Source organism: Verrucomicrobiaceae bacterium (genome assembly GCA_016713035.1).
Classification (GTDB): Bacteria; Verrucomicrobiota; Verrucomicrobiia; order Verrucomicrobiales; family Verrucomicrobiaceae; genus Prosthecobacter.
Map to the genome: position 1 here is coordinate 1 of JADJPW010000009.1, position 24,351 is coordinate 24,351.

The following is a 24,351-nucleotide window of genomic DNA, read 5'->3' on the forward strand; positions in this document are numbered from 1 at the left end:
GTGGGACAGGTCAGCAAATGTAGTTCCTGCGTCTCTCTGGGTTGATCTTTGATGTTGGTTGGTCTTCCTCACGTTGTCAAACGCAGCGAAGGTCTCGTCGAGCATAGCGAGACGAGGCCGCAGCGGAGTTTGACAGCGTGCCGCCGTCTGTGCCGGGGTACCGTAGTCCAGCGAGCTGTGCGGACGGTATTCGTTGTATTCACGCCGCCATTGCTCGATGACGACCCGGGCCTCCGCCAGGCTGCCGAACACTTCGCGGTTGAGGCATTCGTCGCGCAGCTTGTCGTGGAACGATTCGATGTATGCGTTCTCCCAAGGTGATCCCGGCTTGATGTAGCTCATCTTGATTTGCCGATGCTGCATCCAGTCCTGGATCGCATACGCGATTTCACGCGTGTGCTCGTTCATCAAGGTGAGGATGCGAAAGGCGCTGCCGCCTCCACCCGGTCGCCTGCAAAGTCCCAGCTCCACACGTGATTGCGATGCGCCGCAGCCTGCCGCCCTGCTGCCCAGGCCTCACTCCGCATCCGCCGCTGGCGTTTGCGCACCTGCAGTCCTTCCTCCCTGCGCACCCTCGCCACGCACTTCACGTTGATCCGCTCGCCCTCGCGTCGCAGCAACGCCGTGATCCGGCGGTAGCCGTAGCGCGGATGCTTACGGCTCAACCGCACGATGCGAACTCTTCGATGCCTCGCCTCCGCGCTGACTTTCGCCACCCGGTAGTAGCCCGACCGTGCAAGCTCCAGGGCACGACATACCTGCGCGATCCTGCCCAGACCGTTTTACAACCGTCCTACTTTCAGGGAGCAGGCCAACAAGACCAAGAGCCTCAACTGGCATCACTTCGAGCCGGAGTATCTGCCGCCACGCTCGCCAGACCTCAACGCCATTGAGCGCTTGTGGCTGCGCATGAAGGCCGACTGGTTCAACGGCTGATCGCCAAGACTTCCGAGCAACTTCAGGACCGTATCATCGAGTCCCCTGCGCCTTGGTCGACCAGCCCTCCATCCTTCAGTCCCAGAGCGCCCAAAGACGCGTTTATGACATTCTTTTTGAGAATCGGTCTATATTACCATGAAGAAGGAATGAATTAGCCTTCAATAAGTGATAAGATACGTAGCCAGGTTTAAAGTTCAGGATATCGGCGAGCCTCCAAATGTAGAATAGAGCCTGTCCCATCGGACCAGAGGCCTTGAATTACCAGGGCTGTGCGCACCAAAACAAAGAATAAGTAACCAGGCTAAATCTCCAGGAAAGGAACCACCGATATAACTTTTAACCTGGCTACTTATTGGAGGTAAAAGCCATCCCGAACGTGGCCATCACTACTGCTCCATGATGCGGTAGAATGCGCCTGGGATTGCGTTGCTGTAGGGAAAAGAGATGCTTTGTGACGACCCACTACCGACGATGGTCTGTACGGTAATCCAAGAGCCTGGAGCTAATGTGGAGCTAGTCTGCACAAGATAGGTACTGCCGCTGGTGAGTACGGGCGTGGTGAAGGAGAAGTTTCCACCGCTGATGGTGAGCTCGGTGATGGCGAAAGAGGGGGGCACCGTACTAAAAGCGGAGACATTGACTAGGCGACTCGTCGTACTACCATAGGCGTTGGTGATGGTGAGCTGATAAACCCGGCGTCTACGGCGGTGGTAGTTCCAGTGCCCATGGAGAGAGCTGCACTGGCAGTGGTGCGGAACGGAAGGCCATTTTTCGTCCACGAGTAGGTGGCGACAGATGAGCCAGGGTCAGCTACTAACTGGATCAAGATGGCTTTACCTGGAATGAACTGCTGATCGGCCGGTTGCAGGATGATCTGCGGAGGATGTCCGTAGGCGTTTTCTAGTGTGAGGACGGCAGGATTGCTAGTGGCGCTGCCGAGCGAGTTCGTGGCTGTGGCTGTATAGCTGGCACCATCAGCGGAGGAAATGCCGGAGAAAAGCTAAGACGTTTTGAGTTTCTCCTGGTATGGGTGAACCATTCTGTTCCACTGCCATGAGATACCTTCTCCACTGGCGAGAGCGGTGAAACTGACGGGGGAGCCTGCCTCAAGGGTGCGGGATAGAGGTTGGTAAGTGATCACTGGGATCGCCGCGGCTGCTGTATCGAGTGCAAGTAGCACACTGGAGTTGGTGGCATTGGTAGCCAGGAAGGCGGCTTCACTCCCGTGAGCTTCTGCGATCACTGTGGTGGGCGAGAAGCCGTCGATCGTTTGGAGGCTGTCCACGACCGCGATAGAGAGACTATCTTTGATGTATGTGACAGACCGCCCGGTGTAGCGGAGATAGGCCTCGGTGTCGCAAGCCGTGACCGAAAATGCCCCCTGGCGTCCGCTGCGTGGTGTGCCATCGGCATTAAAAACCACCTCATATGCAACGGGTGAGCCAGCGAAAAAGCGGCCACCCTCCACATCGGCAGCTCCGATATTAGTCATAGGACTGGTGGTGCCTGGGATGAGGGTGTTAATGTCGAAGAGCTTTGAAAGCGAGCCGTTGGCAGCGCGGCGGAGCATCATGCTGTACGTACTGGCCGTCACGGGATTGCTGTCATAGACGGTCATCAGGAGTGTGCTGCCGTCGAAGTTTGCCAGTCCCACGCTACGCGCCAAGGTGCCACCGGGCAGAGTTGTGGCGGGTGTCAGGAATACACTGACGGAACCGTCTGCCGCTCGCTGAAAAACACGCACCTCAGTGGTTGTGTCCGGCAGTGTGACACTACTGCTGAAAAACAACACATCGTCGCGGCTAGCCAAAACACTGAGTGTGCCAAAAGTGCCGTCATTAGGGGCTGCCTCTCCCTGTTTAGCGATTGCTGTCAATGTCCCATTGCTCCAGCGGTACAGCACATTGGCCACGGTGGTAGAGACGCTGTGGTAGCCGACAAAGAAAAAGCTGCCGCCGGACGGCTCGGTGTAGGGACGGGCGACTCCCGTGAAGGCAAGCCCCGCGTCACCAATGATGGTGGGCGTGGCGATGGCACTGAGCGTTCCACCATTCCAGCGGAATAGATACTCCTTACCTGTCGTCGAGTTGAGTCCAGTGAAGAGTGCTGTGTCCTCTCGAAACCTCACAGAGGTGATCGTTCCGACCGCATTTGCGGGGAGGTCTGGGCGGCTACTGGTTTTGTCAGCGATTTTCACCAACTCCTTGCCGAGAAGATTGTGTGCAGGAGACGCGGCGACCGTGACGGTGATCGGCGGGCCTAATAGCGATGCACCTGTGGACGAGGTGACGAGGCAGCGGAATACGCCTGCTTGGGCTGGGTTGGTATTGAGATTGGCCGTTGTCGCACCACTGACTAGATTCGGAGCAGGCGCATTGGCAATAGGAGCGCCATCCTTCTGCCATATGTATGACAGAGTTCCCGGCCCGGTCACATTGGCCTGTAAGAATGCCGAAACACCCGGAGTCACGACTCGGTAAGCAGCACCTGCGGTATTCACCAGTCCTGTAACAGGGATGAAGTTAATTTGGGCAGGTGGATGATAGAGGACACCGCCACTCCAGGTGATGACACAGTCAAAACTGCCACTATCTGCGACTGTAGTACCTGGGAAAGTATAAAAAGCCGTCGTCGCAGCCGGAATATTCACCCCGTTCTTCCGCCATTGATAGGTGAAGGTTCCTGCGGTGCCTGTGACGGTAACGGAAAGCCCAAAGGCGTTGCCGCCATTACCTTCCATGACGTTTTGGGAAAAGGGAGACGCAGTGATAGCCGGCGGCACCACTGCTGTGAAAGTGACCGTCGCAGCGCGTGTAGTGGTGGTGCCGTAGCCGTTGGTAACTTCCAGCGTATAGGTTCCGCTGTCCGTAGTGGTCGGTGAACTCCATGTGAGGATGGGCTGGGTTTTACCCGCTAGAATCGTGGTGCCTTTTTTCCACTGATAAGTCACTGGCAGACCGCTGCCCATCGCCTCCACAACCAAGCTAGATACGGTTCCCGCAGTGTTGTTGATGTCCTTGGGCTCTTTGACAATCCACGGCAAAGCTACCTGCGGAAGTCCTTGTCCAGAGTCCGGGCCAACGGACAAAATCGTTCGTGTGGCTGTGCCGTCGAGCTGCGCGAGCACGATCCAGCGGTTACTTACATTCAGCAGATTTCCGATTACGAACATTTGTCGTCCCACAGGCACCCGAGCCACGCGATCCCAATAACTACCATTTGAACTGCGCAATAAATCAGCCGTGCGCTTCAAATTCGCGGTCGATGGATCGCCAACTGCATAAAAATGACTGCTATCAGACCTCACCAAACGAAAAGGAGAAGAGTAGAAATTTGGACTCTCAAATACCGCAGGGCCAGGACTCACCTGGGTCCAGGAGAGCCCGTCCGTAGAGGTAAAGAAGCCCGTTTGTAGCCCATTGTTCACCAACTGCCGCACCGCGCCAAAAGTACTCGGACCATAAGTCACGAGCCACGGACCACTTTCATTTTGGGCTGGTGGCACAGCAGACCACGGACCAGTGGCTGAAGTTGTCGAGTAGTAGTTCTGCCGCTGATTAATAGAAACCAACACGCGGGAAGAACTGGCCGCAAAATCCACCGGGTTCTCATCCACACCGGTAGCCAGCAGCGTACGGGTCCAGTTGATCGTATCCGTATTGACAATCGCCTCCAGTCCGACGGCGGGAAAACTTTCCCAGCAGACCAAAGTAAGTACCACCGAAATAGCCCCATTTTCGAATACTGATCCCCGCAGGCAATGCATACGGACCGGACCAGGTCAGCGCATCGGAGGAAGTGTAGAGACCATTGGAGGTCGTCAGAAAAAGCGGTCATTCACCCACTGATGGAAGCCGCACCCGCAGGTTGTGACACCAGCGGTGTGTGACTAGTCCAGGTATCCCCATCTGCGCTGCGGATGATGACCGGCGTATCTGTATTGTTTTGATGCTTAATGACTCACAAAACTGGGTCGGACTCGCTGTGAGGCTGACACCATAAAATGGATCCGCTGGAATAAAACCGCTGCCTGAACTGGACACCTGCCACTCTGGCAGCAGCCCGTAAATTTTCTGAGCGAAGACATATTGCGTTATTCCCGAACTATGACCTGAAGCAGGCGGCAAGGAAATCTGCACCGTAAAAGTGCCATTGCTATTATTGAAGGTGCCGGACACCAGACTCGTGCCTTGCAGTGAAAGTACCCACACCGCCACTGTTCACTGTGCCGTAGATGGTGCCACTGGTCGTAGTCACAGCGTTGGTGACATTGGTCACCGTGCCACCCGTTTCCACGGTGAACTCCAGCGGATTGCTTTGATAAGGCACACCCGTCGCCGTTGCGCCGTCATAGAAGGAGTATCGCCCCTTCCAAGTGCCCGCAAAAGGACTCTGTGCCAGCGACGAGACAGCGGTGAATAATACAAGGGCAGCCGTAAAAGCTCTGCCTGACCACTTTGACATTGGGTTTACATTCATAGTTTGTGAGGAACTGTTTTTGAAACCAACTGTTGCCAAGTTAAGTGGTCGAAACCACACCCTGAACCTAGTTAAAGTCTTCTCCATAGGCAAGATCAAGCAAGGCCTTTGATTGAGAAAATACCACTCGGCAAGATATAAGAAATATCATCCAAAATAATTTTTATTTATGTTATCCTGATTCCGAATAAGTAGCCAGGTATAATGTTTTAGTTTTCAGCTCCATGAGCACCGGCACTGCCATCGGCCTCCAAACGGCAAATGAGGAGCTAGGCAGGGCTGAACTCTCACCCGTGTTTCCAGAGTTCAATAAACCAACTTTGGCGGAGCTTTTTGATGTGATCGCACTGCAAACCTAGTCGAAGTGGAGCTACGAAAAAAAGGATCAACGTGCCAATTCCAGTTCGCCGAACACTGACAAGCTTGCTGCAAATCTCATCATCACATTCCAGACGAGTCCGATCATCCTAATGAAGAATCAGCCTTACTCGATCTCACTCGCCAAAGAATGGAATAGCAAGGATCGTGGACACTGGGAAATGTATGCACTGTTGGAGATCGTTGCTTCATCATTGTCAGGACTTTGTTCCCCGAACAGGAGCAGTGTTTACTGCCAGATGTTCAAGCGATGTTGGACTCGTTCAAGGTAGAGAAGCCTTGATGGCATCACGTGATGCCTCATTGAAGTAGGATACCAAGGAGGATTTCAGGAAGCGGCTCGATGCCCTCACGATGGGGGACGCCGGGATGGAATAATTTTGTGCATGCCATGGTGTCCAAAATTGGATTGTCAGTTCACGGAGGGGGCGATGATTGGGAGCAAAGAGTTCGTGAACGAGTTTTTTACTCAAAATCGAGGGTTGTTTGGACCTGCACGTCGAAGTGGGGCACGGAGAATCCGAGAGGTGGAGGGCGACATTCATGCGCTGCGGGATTTGCAGGGTGAATGAGGCGGGTGGCTTATTTGCTGAAGTATTTATCACCACGCATAACGGTGCCGTCTTTGAGGACGACGCTGAAGGTGCCGCCGTTGGAGCGGGCGAGGCGGTCCATGTCGGCAGCGGCATCGGTTTCCATCATGACGCTGGTGTGGATGATGGTTCCTGTGCCCATGCGGTGGTTTTCCTGGGTGATGATGTCGATCCAGCCCATTTCGTCGATGCGCTGGCCGTCGGTCATGAAGAAGATGATGTCGGGGCGGGGATTGGCTTTGAGGGCCATGAGGAGGCCGGAGCCCCAGTTGGTGCCGCCGTTGGTGGACATTTGGGCGATGTTTTTGCGGCTGTCGTTGATGTTGAAGACCGTGGCTTGGAGAAAGGGGAAGCTGGGGATGCGGGCGCTTTTCCAGTCTTCTGGTGCGATGGGCCAACGGTATTTTTCGAAGGCGGCACTTTTGGAGGGATCGACGATGTTGTGGGGCCAGGCGAAGTCTGAGAAGCAGAGGATTTGGTAAAAGGTGCCGGCGGGGATTTTGGCGAGGCTTTTGTCGAGCTCGCGTTTGAGTGCTTGGATGCGGCTGGTTCCGCCTTCGCCGACGGCCTCCATGGAGCCGGAGACATCGACGACAAAGACGACGCGTTTGCCGAAGGCGGTCTGACCGAGGAAGTTGAAGGCGCCGCCGCGACCGATGCCTGCTCCGAAGCCGCCGCCCGCACCGCCGAGTCCGCCGCCGCCGAGGCCTGCGGTGATGGCTCCGACGTTGCCGAGGGCGAGTTTGTCGGTCATGTCAGAGAGGTCGATGTTGTCCATCTGCATCTCTGGGAGCTGGATGTCTGAGGCGATGGATTGGACGCTGATGCGGCGGAGCGGGGGTTGTTTCCGGGTCCAGGTTTGGCGCTTTTGTTTGACGCGTTGTTCGAGGGCGTTGCTGGCGGCGGCTCCGGCGGCGTTGCCTCCGGGGAGGAAGTCCACTTGCTTGTTCATCACATGGCGGACGGTGATGAAGGCTTCGATGGCGACGAGGGGGAGGTGGATGATGATGCTGGCGGCGAGGGAGTTGGCGCCGATTTTTTCTTTCCAGGTGAGCCAGAAGACGTGTTTTTTTTGTTCTTCGCTGAGTTCGGGCTCGGGCGGTGGTTTGGGGACGTCGATTGGGTGGCTGTCTTCGTGGGGCGGTTCGTCGGCTTGGGGCTCTTCGGGAGGGGATTGGGCCTCTGGGGGCTCGATTTGAGGCTCTGAGTGGGCTGGGGCGACGACTGGCGGGATTTCGTCGATTTGGACGATTTCGGGCTCTAGGGCGGATTCTGCTGGGTTTTCGAGCGGGGTCTCTTGGGGCTCGTTTTCGGCTTCGGGCTCAAAGTAGGGCTCTGGAGCGATTTCGGGCTGGGGCTCGGGATGAGCGGTGGGCTGCTCGTGGGGGGTGGGGACGGCTGCGGTGGCTTTCTCCTGTTCTTTTTGGCGCTGGTGCTCGTGCCAGCGGTCGTCGCGGTCGATGAGGTCGTCATCGTCATGATCCGCCACTGTGGGGAGGGCGTGGAGGTCGATGTCCTGATGGTGGCGGCTCATGGGGCGGCGGATTGTCGGGGAAAAGTGCGACTGTTCAAGGCGGATGATGTGGTTGAGTGGGGAGATCGTTGCGACGTGGTGATTCGACGATAAGGGTGGGCGCTCATGACAGACCCCATCCAGACTGATAGCCATCTCCTGATTCTCGATTCCGACGCGGACTTTCTCGCGTGGGCGGCTGGGCATTTGAAGGCTCCGGGGGTGAGTATCACGACGCATGAGCGTGCGGAGGAGACTCTGGCTTCTTATCAAAAGAGGAGGCCGGACTTGGTTTTGGCGGAGATTCGCCTTTCGGGCGGGGTGAGCGGGGTGGAGCTGCTGAAGCGACTGCGGCAGACTGATCCGCATGCGATGGTGATTTTGTTTAGCAATGCGGCGGCGACGTCACAGGTGATCGAGGCGATGCGGCATGGGGCGTATGATGTGCTGCCAAAGGAGCGCTTGCCTTATGAGTTGCGTGCGGTGGTGGAGAGTGCGCTGAGTGCGATCGAGACACGGCGGGTGACGCGTGAGCAACTGCCAGGTGCGGCGACGGAGTCGATCCAGGAGACGATTATTGGCCGCTCGGCGGCGATGCAGGAGGTGTTTAAGCTGATTGGCCGTGTGTCTCGCTCGGATGCGCCGGTGATGATTACGGCGGAGAGCGGTTGTGGGAAGGAGCTGGTGGCGCGGGCGATTCATAAGTTTAGCCCGCGGGTGCAGAAGGAGTTTGTGGCGATTAATGTGACGGCGATTCCGGATAATTTGCTGGAGAGTGAGATTTTCGGTCACGAGAAGGGTAGTTTTACGGGTGCGACGAATTTACGCGTGGGCCGTTTTGAGCAGTGTGATGGGGGGACGCTTTTTCTCGATGAGATCGGTGATATGCCGCTGGCGGTGCAGAGTAAGCTGCTGCGAGTGCTGCAGGAGGGTGAGTATAGCCGTGTGGGCGGTAATCAGACGCTGAAGACGGATGTGCGGGTGCTGGCTGCGACGAATAAGAACCTGGAGGCTGAGGTGGCGAAGGGCACTTTCCGTGAGGATTTGTTTTATCGTCTGAATGTGGTGCGCATCCACATCCCGCCGCTACGGGAGCGGCGTGAGGATGTGCGTCTGATGGCGGAGTTTTTCCTGCAAAAGCTCTCTGCGCGGCGGCGTGGGCCGCAGATGCGCTTTACGGATGATGCGCTGGATATGCTGGAGGCTTATGATTGGCCGGGGAATGTGCGTGAGCTGGAGAATACGATCCAGCGTGCCTGTGCGCTGTGTAATAGTGACATTTTGCTCCCTTCGGATATTCCACTGGGTAGTAAGGGCAGCCGCCACCACGGGACAGCTAGCCATCTGACTCGTATGCGGGATGCGCTGACGACGCTGGTGCATCTGGCGGGCCAGTCTCCTGATCTGGAGCTGATGCCATGGATCGCGCATGAGGTGGAGCGAATGGCCCGCAAGCATGCTGAGGAGCCGGTGGTGGCACCGCCTGCGCCGCAGGCGGCTGCGCCGGTGAAAAAGGGCCGCAAATCAATCTAGGCGCGGGCAGCGCCAAGAGAGGGTGGTGTTTTGTTGGTTCATTTTCAACGAAATGCTGCTCACGAGTGACTGAAGGTGCCGCCAACCAAAAAGTGGCTCCTCCATCATGAAATTTTTCTTCCTCGCTCTCGCCTCCATGTTCCTTCTGCAATGCGCTCCAAGCAAGGTGGCTCCGAATGAACCGCTGACGAATAAATCCATCGGTAAGGTGCACCATTAGCGCTACTACGAGGTGAATGGTGTGCGCAAAGTGGAGCGCCATATCATCGTTACGGCAACACCGAAGCTGGAGACAAAGGTGGTCACGGAAATCCTGCCTTGAGGGCTGGATGACGCAGTTGCGTGAGTGATCATTTTTTGGCTCGGAAGCTCGGCGCTGTGATGCCGTGCACGGCTTTGGCGATGAGTGCCTCCACTCCGGAGGCAAAGCGTGTGGGGCGGGCGTAATAGATCATGGCACCGCCGCCTTCGTAGCCACCTTCTTGCCAGACACGCTGGGAGGGGATGTAGCATGGCACATCGTTCGTGTAGGCATTCACCCAGGTGCGTGCAGGGGTCGAACTCGCGTTTAAAGCGTAGGCTGTAGTCCACGACGACTTCGCCGGGCAGATTGATGACGAGTAGATCCTGGCCATAGTGCCATGTCTGGACGGTGTAGGGCAGAGCGGAGGGGATTTGATCGCCTTTGGCTAAGATGGCGAGGTGCATGCGTGCGTGGCGTGCGATCCATTTGTTTTTATCGGTGGTGAGGGTTTCCCATTCTTGCTGAGTGGGTGCTTTGTCATAGGGCAGATGGATTTCACGCGTGGCGCAGGTGAGTGGGCCGCTGACGGTCTGCATGGGCTGGTGAACGAGGGTGGCGAGCTCGCGGGCGATGCTGGTGCCGTGCTGCTCGGCACGGCCGGGCTGACTACGGGGATAGGGATTCTGGTCTGCGCCACAGCCGATGGCCATGAGGCAGACGCTGCCGGGGAAGCGTGCCTGCATTTCTACGCGGGCGCTGCCAGCCCAGTCGCCGTGGATCGTGTTTGTGCTGTAAGTGGTGCAGTGGCAGGCGTAGCTGGCATGGGTGGCGAGGAGGCGCTTTCCATCGACACTTTTCACGCGGAGCAGCGGGAGGGAGCGGTCTGTGGGGCCGTTGAAATTGGGGGCGTTTTGTAGAGTGCCTTCTTTGGAGCGCAGGCGGCGATTGAGGCCGAAGTAGGCTTTGCCTTCGCTGCGGTCGAGCCGTGCGGGCCTCGAGTTTTCCCATGCATTTGTCACGGCTTGGACGATCCAGGTCGTGAGGTCTTCGGTGTAGCGATGGACGTTCTCACTGTGCTCGGGGCTGAGATCGGTGCCAAAGAGATTGGTGAGCACGCCTTCGAGCATGGGGGCACAATGCGTGTGAGGAGTGTAGCGCGAGGCGCTCATCTGCGATGGTTTTACCCGCAGCGGCGAGTCGGCGCAGCACCTCGGCTCGGAGGGTGGCGGGGACGCCGCAGTTATCGACGGTGATGATGACGGCAGGTGGCTCATCTTTCCACTGGAGCACCAGCGCGGCAGCCTGGATGCGCTGGGTGATTTTTTCATACTCGGTGGTACGGCTGCCGTAGCCACTGAGGCGGACGGGGTAGGCTGGTGTGATGTCCACAGCGGCAGCGCCTGCTCGCCAGTGAGTGTTTTCTTGCCCAGGGAGTGTGGTGCTGATGAAGCTAAAAAGCAGCAGGAGCGGGAGGAGGTGTCTGCGCATAAGAACGCCATTTTGCCTGAAATGGAGCATTTCTGGCAAGCATGAAATACGGCTTCTGCACAAAGGCGGGCCTCAGGCCTGGATGGTGTAACGGGTGCGGCGGCTATTGAGCCAGCGCACGCCGAACATGTCCATGGTGGCCCTTAGGGCACGATTCCCGAAGCCGTATTTGCTGACGCCGCTGACGCGGGGGCGGTGGTTCACAGGCATCTCGGTGACGCGCCAGCCCATGTTGCGAATGAGGGCGGGGATGAAGCGGTGCATGCCATTGAAGAGCAGCAGCGCCTCACGGCAGTCACGGCGCATGATTTTGAGAGTGCAGCCGGTGTCACGCACGCCGTCTCCGACGAAGCGGCCACGCACGGCATTGGCGATGCGGCTTTGCAGGCGCTTGAAGGCGGTGTCCTTCCGCCGTGCGCGGTAGCCGCAGACGAGGTCCCAGCCCTGCTGGAGCATGGTGAGCATGGCGGGGATGTCTGCGGGGTCGTTTTGTAGATCGCCATCGAGCGTGGCGATGATTTCGCCGCGTGCTTGGTGGATGCCGGCGTGCATGGCGGCACTCTGGCCGCTGTTTTTTTCCAGGCGCAGCACCCGCACGCGGGGACCGCCGGGGATGTTCTTGAGCGTGGCGTCCGTGCTGCCATCATCGACGAAGACGATTTCATCTCACGCCCGGTTAGAGCTGCGTCGATCTGGCGCTGGAGCTCTGCCACATTGCCCTCCTCATTATAAAGAGGGACGACGATGGAGATGGCGGGATTTTCGGGCATGCGGGGGCGCTACAAATCGGGCGGTCGATAGTCGTGGCAAGAAAAGATTTTCAGCCATCGCACCTCATTTCCCGCATGCATCACGCGGGCCACGGATAGCAGTTCCCAGCCAGCAAAATGCCTCGCCAGAGCGGTGGGCGGGGCCGCCGCCGCTGGATCATCGGTGATGAAGATGGCATCCTGGCTGCGGAAGTCACTTTTCCCGTCCTGGCGGCATCGTAGCGAGGCAAAAGGCATACGGGTGCCCCCAGGAGCCATCTTGGAGGGCATGGACGCGTGGAGAGGCCAAAGTGGGCTGGAGCACGCCGGGACCGGCTTTTTGGTAAAACTCTAGTGCAGCGGCGAGTTGGCCATTTTCCGCGATAATGAAGCTCGGCGTGCCTTGGCGGCTCTGGGCCACTTTTTCCACCGCTGTGTCCAAAAGCCGCGCGGACTCACGCCAGCCGTACATGGCCGCATTCGGGTCTGAGCTGAAAAACCGCGCCCAATCCGTCTGCGCCGCCATGCGTGGGGCCAAATCCCAGCCCAGGCCGAGTGTGCGCGGCAGATCACTTCGGATGAGGAGCACACTTTGTAACCCGGCGAGCACGAGCGCGGTCGTGCGGAGGCTGATTTTTTGCTCCACTGGCAGCGCCCCAAAGACTGCCGCCTGATGCGCCAGCACCACTGCCGCAGGCACTAGCCACGCCGCACTACCCGTATCCGGCCAGGCCAAGCGTGGGCCATAGAGTAGATCCAGCAGCGCCATCGGCAGCAGACAGCCCAGGGGCAGAGCCCGCATACCTGCCAGCACGAGCTGGGGTGCCACCTGCCGCGTGAGCAGCACGAGCAGCATCAGGATCAGCGGTGATGCCATCACCACCCAGCGTAGGAAATTCGGCGCTACAGCCACGACTGGCCACAGGGCCGCGTTTTCCAGCACTGGCCAGCCATTGCGCCACTGTGCAAGGAACCAGAATGTCACCGCCGCACTCCAAAACGCCGTGATGATCCAAAATCCAGGGAACCGCAGGTGATGCCGCAGCCGCTTGGGCCATGCCAGTGCGCAGACGATGCCGAGCAGCAGTCCCAAGCCAGGCGGCGCTGTCAGTGCCGCGCCCGCTGCGCATGCTCCCACGGCCCACCAGCCCCAATGCAGCGGATGCGCATGCAGCAGGGCCATCCGCAGGCATAGCAGCGCCATGGCAGTGAAGAAAAACATCAATGTGCCCGGCGTCAGCGTCAGCGCGGCCAGATTAAAAGCGGGCAGCACATTCAGCGCCACGACAGCCCAGCCCGCCACCATCGGATCAAAGAGGCCACGGGCGAAACGCCACACCGCCAGGGATGCCAGCAGCGCCAGCAACGGCGCCGCACAGCGCACGCCGAACTCATTCATGCCGAAGACCGCCGCGCCAGCCCGCGCTAGCAGTGGCACGAGCACCCCACCGCCATCCGTCCACGCAGGCCAGCCGCGCCCCGCACTGAGCGCCGCAAAGGCCTCCTGCGGCGAGAGTTCCACCGTCGGCAACAGCGCCCAGCGCCAGAGCGTGAGCAGACCGAGTCCGATGAATAGAAAGCGCTGGCGCTGCATGGTGTGTATGCCCATTGAATAGAGTCTCCACGTCGCCTGTCAAAGTGCCGCTCTCATCTTGCCACTCTCATGAAACGCCCTCCTTCTCCTCACCCTGCTCGCCCGTCATCATCCCTGCTTCCATCCATGCCGAGGATGCCAAACCGAAGACCGCGCAGGAAATCCTCGAAATCGTCCAGCTCAGCTACGCCCTGCAAAATCATAGAATGACCGGCGCCCTGCGTGATGATGCCACAGGCCGACAAGAATCGATGGAACTCACCATGGAGAAGCGCGTGATGCGCTTCCGCTTTGCCAATCCAGGCCAGATCATCCACCTGGATATGAATCCCCGCCCCGCCGTGCTCTATGAAGTGAAATCTGGCGGTAGCCAAGTCGTCCCGGCCTCCAAGCATGCGGACTACATCCGTGGCATGACTCTAAACTATCTCGATCTCTCGCTGAAATTCCTCTATTGGCCGAAACCGCAGCTCCTCGGTGAAAAACGTGTCAGTTTGCAGAAATGCTGGCTCGTCCGAGTCTCCAATCCCATCGTGGAAGGCCCCTATCACACCGTGGACATCTACGTCCACCAGGGCAGTGGCGGTGCCGCCAAAATGGAAGCCTACGACCGCAATGGAAAGCTCGTGAAGCGATTTGAAGTCACCAAGGTCCAGAAAATCAAAGGCCCGGATGGCCGTGAGGCCACTGCGCTGAAGGAAATGAAGATCGAGACTTACAATCCATTCAATGGAGAGCGCAAAGGCCGCACTTACATGACCATGGATACCCCGCAGCAGAAGTGATCCTGCGGGCTGAGCTTCATCAGCTCCTGTGGGCCTGCCGCCGCCAGTTCCTTCTCCAAAAAGTCGATCACGTCGCGGAAGCGACACTCATTTTCCGTGCTCAGGCTAGAGAGCGTCTGATGCGCATCCAGGATGTGCTGTGCCTGCTCCTCTTTGCAGCCGCTGGCTTCAGCCTCTTCGCACAGTTTTAGCGCAGTGCCTGCCTGCTCGCGCTCGGCCAACCAGAGCTTCCCTTCGGTATCGAGCTCCAGGATGTGATTGAGCCCTAGACTGGTGAGCAGTTGGACATTCCGCTGGTTCGCGTTCAGCACGCTGAAGGTGCCCTCTGCGCCAGTTTGTTTCACTTTCAGGGATACCTGCGTCAGCACACCTAGAAAGGTGCTGTCCATCATCGGGCAGCGCTCCAGATCGACGACGAAGTCACGCACACCTCGTGCCAGCATGCTCAGCAGCGCACTTTTTGCCTGCACGCTGTTTTGGAAGGTGCCTTTGCCATCCACTCGCACCCAGAAGACCTTACCGATCATTCCGACGAGGATACGTGAGGCGGCAGCGGGCATAGTGGGGGTGGGGTGATCGGAGAGGACAGGGATTAATTCCAGAGAAAAGATTTTTGACTCACGAGTTCTTCTTTGCCGCGCAGAATGGAGACCTTCCACATCGTCACGCGGCCATTTTTTTGGTATTCCGCACCATTTACCGCTAACTCAGTGATGTTCGCACGGCGCACATCTTCGACGACGACTTCTTTGGAGAAGATTTTCAGCCCAGCGTCCGCCAAGCGGTAGTCAAAGCGCACTCTCACCGGGCCAGTGCGGTCTGTGAGCTTCCAGAAGATGGTGTAGTAGTGGCCGAAGCGGTTCTTGATCTGCTCCGCCGTCACCGCGCCGTAGAGGAAGTGCTCCCGCTCGAAATTCACTGCCTGCACCTGGGTCGCTGCGGGCACTCCTGCTTGGAGGTGGTAATCTTCACCTTGGTGATCTTCCCGCCAGGACCTGTGACCGAGGAGGAGCAGGCACCGAGTACGAGCATCGCCAGCAGCAGTGCTACAGAGCGGAAAAGAGCGGTAAAAGAGACGGGAGACATCGCACTCACCTATTGCGGGAGGCAACTCGCTGTCAACGGAGCCCTTCAGCAGAGAATCGAATTCGCACTACGAGTTGTCTAGGACTAGACCCGTGATTGCGTCAGCAACTCACTTTTTCTTGGCCGATTCTGCGTTCCACACCTTCAGATCGTCAAAGCTGCCTGTTTTGCCTGCCACGCCGAGTTCGATCTTCGATTTGGTGGCGTGGGCGATGCCAGAGGACTGCAAATAGGCCATGGACTTGCCGTCGATGCTCACCCGCATCGCATCACCGATGGTTTCGACGAGCAGGGTGTACCATTTACCCGTTTCCAGCTTTGCGGGGAAGGTGGCTTGGCGTCCGATGAGGAGTTTGGCCACTTCTGCTTTCTTGGCGGGGTCTTTTTTCATCTCGTAGATGTCATTGCGCATGTTGCCATCTTTTTCGTCAATGATGGTGATGCCATTGAGGCGGACCTGTGCACGGCAGATGTGGCCGTAGTGGCAGCCAGTGAATTTCCGGTCATCGAACTCCACGTCGATCATCGTCGCTCCATCGAATTTGATGCGGCATTCGACGATGCTGTCTTGGGTGGGGATTTCTAGGCCGTGGACGGCGGCATGGGCTTTGATGACTTTGCCATCCGGTGCAGTGCTGTCCACCACCCGCGTCTGGTTGCCTTTGAGCTCGCCGTTTTCAAAGGTGAAGGTGTCCACGACGCGGTGCCAGGGCTTGGCCGGTGTGGAGGCGGAAAAATCATCCTCGAAGAGCAGTTCTTTCTTCACCGCGATGGGCTTGGAGGGCACTCTGGGCAGGCGTGGTGTGTCTGCGGCAACGGCGGCAGTGGTGAGGAGCAAGAGGGTGATGATGGTGCGGCGCATGGGGTGTGTGGTGGTGAGTGGATTCAGGGTGTGGGCGGACAGGGATCAGGCGGCGGGGGCATCAAACCAGCGGCCGTGTTCTTGGATAAGGTCGATGAGGCGCTCGACGGCTTCTTCCTCAGGGATATTGAATTTCACGGCGGTCTTGCCGACGTAGAGATTGATCTTGCCGGGAGCTCCGCCGACGTAGCCGAAGTCTGCATCGGCCATTTCACCAGGGCCATTGACGATGCAGCCCATGACGGCGATGCGTACGCCTTTGAGGTGGCCCGTGGAGGCGCGGATTTTTTGCGTGGTGGTTTGCAGATTGAAAAGCGTGCGCCCACAACTGGGGCAGGCGACGTAGTCAGTCTTGAAGATGCGGACGCCGGCGGCTTGGAGGATGTTGTAGCTGATGCGGAAGCTCTGACCGGGTGCTTCCTCACCATTGACGATCACGGCATCGCCGATGCCGTCACAAAGAAGGGCTCCGATGTTGGTGGCGGCAAAAAGGAGATTCTCCGTGAAGTCGCCGCTGCCGCCGGAAAAGGTGTCTTTGAGCAAAATGGGGTGTTTTTCGTCGATTCGGGCCGCGAGGAGGCGAAAAGCGTGAATGGGGTGCAAATCGCAGTTTTCCGCCACGGTGACGAGTTTGGCCTCTGGGGCCGATTGGAGCTCTGAAATGGCTTTTTCGTCGCGGGGGTCGATTTCGAGCACGCTGGCTGTTTCGAGCACGATTTCCGGCTTGTAGTCACCGAGCTTGTCGAGCTTATGCGCGACGGCGTCCCACTTTTTCTGCGTGGTGAAGACGGGCACGGTGGCTCCCGCGCCGATGTCGATGCCATCCACGCTGATGCGCTGGCTGGCACGGCGGCTGTAACTGAAGGCATCATAGCTGGCAGCGGTTGAGCTGCCTGCGAGGCCTGTTTTTTCGATGCGGCGGGCACATTCGGTGAGCTGCTGAGCGACAGGGATCTCAAAGATGGCATCCTCCGTCAAAGAGACGCGGATGGTGTCACCGATGCCGTCTGCGAGCAGCGATCCGATGCCGATGGCGCTTTTGATGCGGCCATCTTCGCCGTCGCCGGCCTCCGTGACGCCGAGGTGGATGGGATAGTTCCAGTCGGAGCCAAGTTGGTTCAAATGAGCGACGAGCAAGCGATAGGCCTCGATCATGACCTTCGGATTGCTGGCCTTCATGGAGAAGAGAAAATTATGGTAGCCCTGCGAGCGGGCGATGCGGGCGAATTCGAGAGCGCTCTCCACCATGCCGAGCGGCGTATCGCCCCAGCGGTTCATGATGCGGTCGCTGAGGCTGCCGTGATTGGTGCCGATGCGCATGGCGCGGCCCAGGCGGAGGCACTCCTTCACCAGCGGGATGAATTGCTCCTCCATGTAGGCCACCTCGGCGGCGTATTCTTCATCCGTGTATTCTTTGACGGCGAATTTCTTTTTGTCGGCGTAATTGCCGGGGTTCACGCGGACTTTTTCGACCCACTTCACGGCCTCCATGGCCGCATCGGGCTTGAAATGGATGTCGGCGACCAGCGGAACGCCACACCCGGCAGCGCGGATGCCATCGCGGATGTGCTGTAAATTTTCTGCGATGAGGCGTGTCTGCGCGGTGACACGGACGATCTGACAGCCTGCCTCTGCGAGAGCGAGCGCTTCTTTGACACAGGCTGCAGCATCACGCGTGTCGCTGGTGAGCATGCTCTGCACCACCACCGGGGCACCGCCCCCGATCTGGACGGGGCCGACGCTGACAGGGCGCGTTTCACGGCGCTGGTAGTGGTAGAGATCGGGGCAGTAGCGGAGCTGGGAGGCGGTCGAGGACATGCAGAGGTGCGAAGAATGGCGGCGATGGGCGAATTGGCAAGCACGGCGGGCTATGCCTTGTGGCTTGAAGATGGCCGGTGGCGACGCACCATGCCCGGACTCACACACAATCTGAATGGAACTCGTCCGCCGCCTTTTCGTCGCCGCAGCCATCCTCGCCATCAGCGCGGGGCTGTATCTCATGTCACGCGGCACCGGGGAGCCCTATGGTCTGCCGCACCTCGTCGATGGGCGGCGTCCGCCGGAGTCTGGTAAACTGGCACCGAAGCTCGATGTGACCAATCTGGACCTGATGCGGCGGATGAGTGATGACTTCGCCACCCTGGCAGAAAAGATCATGCCCTGCGTGGTCAGCATCAATACGCAGACAGAGCGGCCCCGCGTGATGCTGGACCCGCTCTACGGCTTCGTCGCCGGTGCAGAGGTGATGCCTGGGCAGGGCTCGGGCGTGATCATCAGCAATGACGGGCTGATCATTACCAATTACCATGTGGTGCAAAATGTGGCCCTCCGTTCCGTCATTACCCAGGACCGGACACGGTATGACACAGTGCGGATCGTCAACTTTGATGCGGAGCGTGATGTCGCCTTGCTGAAGATCGACAGCACCAAGCATGACTTCCCCGCCCTGCGCTTTGCGAACTCGGATCAGGCCCGTGTCGGGCAGATCGTCTTCGCGGCGGGCAATCCCTTTGGTCTCGGCGGCAGCCTCACACAGGGCATCATCAACGCCCGCGACCGCCAGCTCAGTGAGAGCACGCTCGACTTCTTCCAGACAGATGCAGTCATCAATCCCGGCAACAGCGGCGGCCCCCTCGTCGATCTGAATGGTGAGGTCGTCGGCATCAATACGCTCATCTTTTACCGTGGAGATGAGAAAGTCCGTGCCTGGCAGGGCATCGGCCTCGCGATCCCCTCCAATGATGTGAAAAACTGGGTCGATGCCGTGCTAGCAAAGCAGCGCAGCCAAGCGCAAGCAGATGCCGCCGCCGGACTCGCCGTGCTGGGACGCGGCTACCTCGGCATCGAGGTGCGCAGCGAGCCCATCCCCATCAATCCCCTAGCCTGGGATGGTGCCAACATCGGTGCCTACGTGACCGACATTGATCCGAACTCGCCCGCCGCCGTCGCCGGCCTTCAGGCAGGCGATGTCATCACCCGATTCCAGGGCATGGCATTCCGCTCCCCGCGCGATCTACTCCTCGTCATACGCACGCAGCCCGTAGGCAGTCAGGTAAAGCTCGACTTCATCCGTGGACAAAAAGTCATGGAGGTGAATGCCAAGCTCCAGTCCCGGCCAGACATGCAGATGCCCGAAAGCAGCCCATCCCCTGCCCCGACGAGCCCCGCGCCTACACAGAAGTAAGCCTCCCCTCAGCCCTTAGCTGCCGCCAGTAGCCCGGCGGCCTTATGCAGCGTCTCCTCATGCTCCAAAGCAGGGACCGAATCTGCCACGATACCGCCCCCAGTGTGAAAACGAATCTCCTCGCCACACTGCACCGCCGTACGGATCGCCACACTCCACTGACTACGCCCATCAAAACCGAACCAACCGATCGCCCCCGTGTAAAGACCACGCGGATAGCGCTCTAGCTCGGCGATGATCTCACAAGCACGCTTTTTCGGAGCCCCGGTGATCGATCCACCAGGGAAGCACGCCCGGAAAGCTCCCGCATGATCGATATGCTCCCGCAACTGTCCCGTCACCGTAGAGACCAGGTGAAACACCTGCGCAAAACTCTCCACCCGCCACAACTCCGGCACCTGCACACTGCCGAACTCGCACACTTGGCCGAGATCATTGCGCTCCAAATCCGTGATCATCAAAAGCTCAGCCCGCTCCTTCTCCGAGGCTCGCAGCTCATTCTGAGACGCCACATCACGCTGCGAATCCCCCGTAAAGCGCGGCCGCGTCCCCTTGATCGGCCGCGTCTTCACATCCCGACCATCCAGATGCAAAAACGTCTCCATCGAAGCCGATAACACCGTCGTGCCCTCCAATTGCAAAAACGCCGCATGCGGCGCGGGCGAGACCTTTCGCAGCCTCAGATACAGAGCCAATGCATCAGCCCCGGACGGCCACGCCGACACCCAAGGGTAAGAAAGATTCACCTGATAAATATCCCCCGCCGCGATGTACTCCTGCGCCCGCTGGACCATGCCAATAAACTCCTCCCTCGACACAAGAGGGTGAAAATCCAGCTCACCCGCCACAACTGGCAGCTCAAAGCCCCCATCCGGCACCTTAAAATCGCCAAAAGGAGTCCACCGCCCCGAATCATGCTCATAAACCAAGCCATGTGGATAAATCCCCAACACGAACTCCCCATCGTAGCCCACCCAGCCATAGAGGCCCCCATGAGTCGCCCGAGGCACACTTAAAGCAGCACGCACACGCCGCCAGTCCCGCTCCAAATGCCCCCGCAGCACCTCCACCGGCTCCGCCGTAAGAACGCTCATCGCCCCCGGCCCCGCTAGAGCCGAATCCATCCACACCAACCCCTCACGCCCACGCAGTGCCGCCGCCATCTGCGCAGGCGACACAGAAGCGGGCAATACAACATTCCCAGGCGAATGAAATGCAACCACCCCCGCCTTTCGCACCCTCTCCCCCCCTCAGCAATCGACATTCCCACAAGCTAAGCGAGGCCGCCGACACACTTATAATGAATGGCATTATATTGTTGCAACTCATCGCTTTATCGTGATCATTCATCCCCCATGCCCTCTTCAGCTCTTCTCGACGAACGCGCTCTCAATTCCGCTTCGCGATCTATCGCGGACTTGGATTCAGGTCTTGCCACACATTATGTGCCTTCTGTAGAGGGGGAGAAATCTCTCGCTCCCATAAATGCAAAAACCTCACTCTATCCCTATGATCGCCGGTGGAAGGGGCGACGGCGCAGGATTCTTGGCGGACGTGAAGACCGCTCGCATTGCTACCATGTGATGTCTCGGACATGCGGGGGCGCAGTGCATTTCGATGCGGTGGAAAAGGAGGCGCTTCGGCGCATTCTGTGGCGTTTGGCCGAGTTTTCTGGCGTGCGCATTCTCACCTACTGCATCATGAAAAACCACTTTCATGTGCTCGCTGAGGTGCCCGAGCGAAATGCATGGCTCCAGGAGCGATTCGATGGACCAGATGGGGAGTTTCACCTCATGCGCCACCTCCGCATTCTGTATAGCAAAAGCTATGTCGAGCAGCTCCAGGCAGAGCTGGCAGAATGGCGCCGTCTGCGCTGCCACGATCTCGCGGAAAAGCAGCTCGCCGCCATCAAGCGCCGTTTCTGCGACATCTCGGCCTTCATCAAGGAAGTCAAGGAACGCTTCAGCCGATGGTACAATAAACGCCATGCTCGAAAGGGTACTCTGTGGATGGACCGCTTCAAATCGGTGCTGGTCGAGGGTAAAGGCGATCCCCTACGCGTGATGGCCGCTTATATTGACCTGAATCCTCTGCGTGCCGGCATTGTGAGCGACCCAAAGGACTACCGCTGGAGCGGCTACGCGGAGGCTCTCGCGGGCAATGCTGCGTGCCAGCGTGGCATCTGCCGAGCGATGGCCTATGCGGAGGATGGCTGGTGGCACCTCCAGGTGGCCGAGGCTTACCGACGCACTCTTTTTGACCGCGGTGTCGAGGTGCGGGATGATGAGCAGCGCATCATTCGGCGCGGTGTGAGCCGTACAGAGGAGAACCAAGTCTTGGCAAAGGGTGGAAAACTGACCCTCTCGGAGCTGATCGCTCACCGGGTGAGATACTTTAGTGATGGGGCCGCTCTGGGGAGTCGCGAGTTCGTCGAGGAGGTTTTTGCAAAGCAGCGCCATCTTTTTAGCCCACGGCGCCAGAGCGGTGCACGGCGTATCCCGCGCACGGAGACAGCTCTTTTTACCCTACGCTCGCTCAGTGATTGAGTGATGTCTCGTCTGCCAGCGGTATGCGCACTTCAAACACCGTCTCGTCCTCGCGTGAGCTGACGAGGCGTAGCGACGCTCCGTTCGCCCGTGCGAGCTCATGTGCGATGTTGAGACCGAGGCCAAAGCCGTCCGTCTCACGATTGCGGGCTTTGTCACCGCGAAAGAACCTCTCGAAGAGCCTCGACCGTGCCTCCTCGGGGATAGCGGCACCAGTATTTGTGATCCGAAAGATGGCCTCTTCATCCATGTGGCTCAGAGACATGTTCACAGAGCCACCGGGGCGGTTGTACTTGATCGCATTGCCCAGTAGATTCTGGAACACTTGGCGCAGCAGCGCTTTGTCCGCGTGAATGCGGATGCCAGAGTCTAGGTGATGTGTGAGGGTCAATTCAGCGCCATCGCACAGGATTTCGCCATCTTCGACGAGCCGTGCCAGATCGGCACCGAGATCGTAAGTGGACGGCTGCGTCGGTAGGCGGCCGGCATCCGCTTGCGAGAGTAGCAGCAGACTCTGGGTGATCGTTTTCAGCCGTGTCGCCTCTTCAAAAAGGCTCGCATAACGCTCATGCTCCACGCTGCCGGGCTCTGCCTGGCGTAGCGCATCATCGAGCGTGGCCAGCATCACGGCGAGGGGCGTTTTCAGCTCGTGTGAGGCATCTGCGGTGAAGCGCACGGCCTGCTGAAAGCTCATCTCCAGGCGCTGCATCATGCCATTGAGCACGGCGATGAGTTGGGCGAATTCTCGATCATCATCTCGGCGCAAAGGGATGCGCTCTGCCAGATCGCTCGCGGTGAGGCGCTGCGCAGTCGTGACCACGCGCTCTAGGGGGCGCATGGCACGCTTGGATGTCCACAGCGCTGCTAGGCCCGCCAGGAGCAGTCCAGCTACACCGGTGCCTGCATACCACCAGGCCATGCGATTCACCTCGGAGTAAAAATCACGCAACGAGAGGCCCACGAACATGGTGTAATGCGGGTTGCTAAAGGCTCCCCAGCGCCAATCTGCACCACCCGAGTGGACCGTGAAGCTCACGGGGTCTCGCACCATCGGCATTTGCGGACGAAAGCGCGGCCCTCGACCACCGGCACCCGCACCTGCACCATGCGGTGGACGCCGCCCTCCCAGTGGCGCGACACCCAGCAGCTCGCTGAATTCATCGTCCAACGGTCGCTCTTGGCGCGGCGGCATGGGTTCTGGGCTCGGCGGTGCATTGGCGATCTCTTCCTGCGTCGGAAAATGCGCAATGAATAGGTCATCGAGCTCTGCCGGGGCTGCCACCGTAGCAAAGATCGTGCCCCCCTGCTCATGCTCCTTCACCACCATCACCATCGGCGTCTCATCCGCCACGGGTGGAAAGACCGTATCACTCACGGTTTGGAATTCCTCCACCGTCGTGCGCGGATCGATGCGGTTCCACACTCGCTGTGCCTGGGCACTGATCCGTGAATCCACGGTGTGCTCCAGCGTGCGGCTCGCATACCACCACGCCGCCGCTCCGAATGCGGCCACCAGCGCACCTGCCACCAGCGTCGTCTGGAGTGCCAGCCGGTGCCGGAAGCTACGATTCGAGGAAGTGAGGGTGGATGGAGCGCTGCTGCCCATGTGGATGCGTGAATCATCACGCCACTGGCACCGCCACGCACCTAGATAAATGCGTTTTAATCTTTTCACGCCCCCTGCCGTCATGCGCTGCGGCTCAGATAGCTGCGTAACCACCGCACCTCCTCACCATGAACACGGACACCACCCCCGCATCGACCACCTTCACCACCTGCACCAGCGCCGTAGCCTGCGACAGCCTCTACCGCAGGCATTACGCCAGCCTCTGTGCCTTTGCTCGCTCACATGGGTGCGAATCCCATGATGCAGAAGACGCAGCGCAGGACCTATTCGCCAAGCTGCATGCTCAGGGCCAGCTAGACCGTGCTGCCGCCATCGTCGATGAGAGCGGGCAGTCCGCCTTCCTCCTCGCACGCATGCGCACACTGCTCATCAAGCGCTGGCGTCACCGCACGCGTCTGCGCCGTGGTGGTGGTGCCACCTGCCTCTCTCTCCATGATGAAGAGGGCATCCCCATCGACATCGCTGACACCAGTCATCTACCAGATCATGAGCTCGATCGTGACTGGGCCCGCGCCGTGCTAGATCGTGCCCTCCAGCGCATCAGTGATGAACTCACCACCACTGGCCGTGGCGACATGTGGCAGCAGCTCGACCGTGACCTCTCAGGAGAGTCCCAGCCCCAGCACACGCCACGCAGCGGTGCCCTCCGCATCGCCCTCCACCGTGCACGCCGCCGACTACGCAGCCTCATCCAGGAGCAGCTCACCGCTCAAGACGACACGCTCGCACTCGGAGCCGCATTGGCCTAGGC

At 58.9% G+C, this 24,351-nt stretch carries 21 protein-coding genes and 1 pseudogene; 6 read left to right on the forward strand and 16 right to left on the reverse strand.

The annotated features are described in order from the left end of the window. Positions 1 to 408, reverse strand: a 408-nt coding sequence (locus IPK32_21485; protein ID MBK8094459.1) for a transposase, incomplete at its 3' end; no start/stop codon positions are given. Further along, entirely contained in the window at positions 408 to 671 is a 264-nt protein-coding gene (locus IPK32_21490; protein MBK8094460.1) for a transposase, read from the reverse strand. The genes IPK32_21490 and IPK32_21485, both read right to left, overlap by 1 nt. A gap of 94 nt (positions 672 to 765) precedes the next feature. Here IPK32_21490 and IPK32_21495 point away from each other — a divergent pair, with 94 nt between their 5' ends. Beyond that, positions 766 to 936 (forward strand): transposase, encoded by a 171-nt coding sequence (locus tag IPK32_21495; GenBank protein MBK8094461.1) that lies wholly within the window; start codon positions 766 to 768, stop codon positions 934 to 936. A gap of 389 nt (positions 937 to 1,325) precedes the next feature. Here the strand turns inward: IPK32_21495 and IPK32_21500 are convergent, their stop codons facing one another. From IPK32_21500 to IPK32_21515, 4 genes are all read right to left on the reverse strand, one after another. Then, positions 1,326 to 1,718, reverse strand: coding sequence for a hypothetical protein (locus IPK32_21500; protein MBK8094462.1), 393 nt, complete (start codon positions 1,716 to 1,718; stop codon positions 1,326 to 1,328). A gap of 221 nt (positions 1,719 to 1,939) precedes the next feature. Beyond that, complete coding sequence (locus IPK32_21505; protein ID MBK8094463.1) at positions 1,940 to 4,660, reverse strand: immunoglobulin domain-containing protein; 2,721 nt, start codon at positions 4,658 to 4,660, stop codon at positions 1,940 to 1,942. A 437-nt stretch (positions 4,661 to 5,097) separates the two neighbouring features. After that, positions 5,098 to 5,418, reverse strand: a complete 321-nt coding sequence (locus IPK32_21510) for a hypothetical protein (GenBank protein MBK8094464.1) — start codon at positions 5,416 to 5,418, stop codon at positions 5,098 to 5,100. Positions 5,419 to 6,378: 960 nt separating this feature from the next. After that, a complete protein-coding gene (locus tag IPK32_21515; GenBank protein ID MBK8094465.1) occupies positions 6,379 to 7,923 on the reverse strand; it encodes a hypothetical protein in 1,545 nt (514 codons plus the stop codon). A 105-nt stretch (positions 7,924 to 8,028) separates the two neighbouring features. Between IPK32_21515 and IPK32_21520 the strand changes: the two genes are divergently transcribed. Then, entirely contained in the window at positions 8,029 to 9,435 is a 1,407-nt protein-coding gene (locus IPK32_21520; GenBank protein ID MBK8094466.1) for a sigma-54-dependent Fis family transcriptional regulator, read from the forward strand. Positions 9,436 to 9,660: 225 nt separating this feature from the next. On the opposite strand, the gene IPK32_21525 is transcribed toward IPK32_21520, so the two are convergent. The 4 genes and pseudogenes from IPK32_21525 to IPK32_21540 all read right to left on the reverse strand — a co-directional run bounded on the left by IPK32_21525 (position 9,661) and on the right by IPK32_21540 (position 13,525). Beyond that, entirely contained in the window at positions 9,661 to 10,848 is a 1,188-nt protein-coding gene (locus tag IPK32_21525) for a hypothetical protein (GenBank protein ID MBK8094467.1), read from the reverse strand. Then, the gene (locus IPK32_21530; GenBank protein MBK8094468.1) at positions 10,748 to 11,167 is read right to left on the reverse strand and encodes a hypothetical protein; all 420 of its coding nucleotides are present in this window, start codon (positions 11,165 to 11,167) and stop codon (positions 10,748 to 10,750) included. Before IPK32_21530 ends, IPK32_21525 begins: the two co-directional genes overlap by 101 nt. Positions 11,168 to 11,239: 72 nt before the next feature. Then, positions 11,240 to 11,937 (reverse strand): annotated as a pseudogene (locus tag IPK32_21535) (glycosyltransferase family 2 protein). Between the two features lie 193 nt (positions 11,938 to 12,130). Continuing rightward, positions 12,131 to 13,525: a glycosyltransferase family 39 protein gene (locus tag IPK32_21540; protein ID MBK8094469.1), complete on the reverse strand. Its 1,395-nt coding sequence runs from the start codon at positions 13,523 to 13,525 to the stop codon at positions 12,131 to 12,133. Positions 13,526 to 13,554: 29 nt separating this feature from the next. On the opposite strand from IPK32_21540, the gene IPK32_21545 reads away from it, so the two are divergent. Further along, a complete protein-coding gene (locus IPK32_21545; protein MBK8094470.1) occupies positions 13,555 to 14,295 on the forward strand; it encodes an outer membrane lipoprotein-sorting protein in 741 nt (246 codons plus the stop codon). On the opposite strand, the gene IPK32_21550 is transcribed toward IPK32_21545, so the two are convergent. The 4 genes from IPK32_21550 to ispG form a co-directional block, all read right to left on the reverse strand. After that, positions 14,262 to 14,855 carry an STAS domain-containing protein gene (locus IPK32_21550; protein ID MBK8094471.1) on the reverse strand — a complete coding sequence of 198 codons (594 nt, stop codon included), beginning with the start codon at positions 14,853 to 14,855 and terminating at the stop codon, positions 14,262 to 14,264. The genes IPK32_21545 and IPK32_21550 overlap by 34 nt on opposite strands. Before the next feature lie 32 nt (positions 14,856 to 14,887). Beyond that, a complete protein-coding gene (locus tag IPK32_21555) occupies positions 14,888 to 15,241 on the reverse strand; it encodes a hypothetical protein (protein ID MBK8094472.1) in 354 nt (117 codons plus the stop codon). A gap of 249 nt (positions 15,242 to 15,490) precedes the next feature. Beyond that, the gene (locus IPK32_21560; GenBank protein ID MBK8094473.1) at positions 15,491 to 16,243 is read right to left on the reverse strand and encodes a hypothetical protein; all 753 of its coding nucleotides are present in this window, start codon (positions 16,241 to 16,243) and stop codon (positions 15,491 to 15,493) included. Between the two features lie 45 nt (positions 16,244 to 16,288). Then, the gene (ispG, locus tag IPK32_21565; protein ID MBK8094474.1) at positions 16,289 to 18,061 is read right to left on the reverse strand and encodes a (E)-4-hydroxy-3-methylbut-2-enyl-diphosphate synthase; all 1,773 of its coding nucleotides are present in this window, start codon (positions 18,059 to 18,061) and stop codon (positions 16,289 to 16,291) included. Positions 18,062 to 18,176: 115 nt separating this feature from the next. On the opposite strand from ispG, the gene IPK32_21570 reads away from it, so the two are divergent. After that, positions 18,177 to 19,427, forward strand: a complete 1,251-nt coding sequence (locus IPK32_21570) for a trypsin-like peptidase domain-containing protein (GenBank protein ID MBK8094475.1) — start codon at positions 18,177 to 18,179, stop codon at positions 19,425 to 19,427. 8 nt (positions 19,428 to 19,435) lie between these two features. Here the strand turns inward: IPK32_21570 and IPK32_21575 are convergent, their stop codons facing one another. Further along, positions 19,436 to 20,605, reverse strand: coding sequence for an anthranilate synthase component I family protein (locus tag IPK32_21575; protein MBK8094476.1), 1,170 nt, complete (start codon positions 20,603 to 20,605; stop codon positions 19,436 to 19,438). A gap of 405 nt (positions 20,606 to 21,010) precedes the next feature. Between IPK32_21575 and IPK32_21580 the strand changes: the two genes are divergently transcribed. Next, positions 21,011 to 21,973: a hypothetical protein gene (locus tag IPK32_21580; GenBank protein MBK8094477.1), complete on the forward strand. Its 963-nt coding sequence runs from the start codon at positions 21,011 to 21,013 to the stop codon at positions 21,971 to 21,973. Here the strand turns inward: IPK32_21580 and IPK32_21585 are convergent. Further along, entirely contained in the window at positions 21,963 to 23,648 is a 1,686-nt protein-coding gene (locus IPK32_21585) for a HAMP domain-containing protein (GenBank protein MBK8094478.1), read from the reverse strand. The genes IPK32_21580 and IPK32_21585 overlap by 11 nt on opposite strands. 59 nt (positions 23,649 to 23,707) lie before the next feature. Here IPK32_21585 and IPK32_21590 point away from each other — a divergent pair, with 59 nt between their 5' ends. Further along, positions 23,708 to 24,349, forward strand: coding sequence for a sigma-70 family RNA polymerase sigma factor (locus tag IPK32_21590; protein ID MBK8094479.1), 642 nt, complete (start codon positions 23,708 to 23,710; stop codon positions 24,347 to 24,349). Positions 24,350 to 24,351 lie beyond the last annotated feature (2 nt).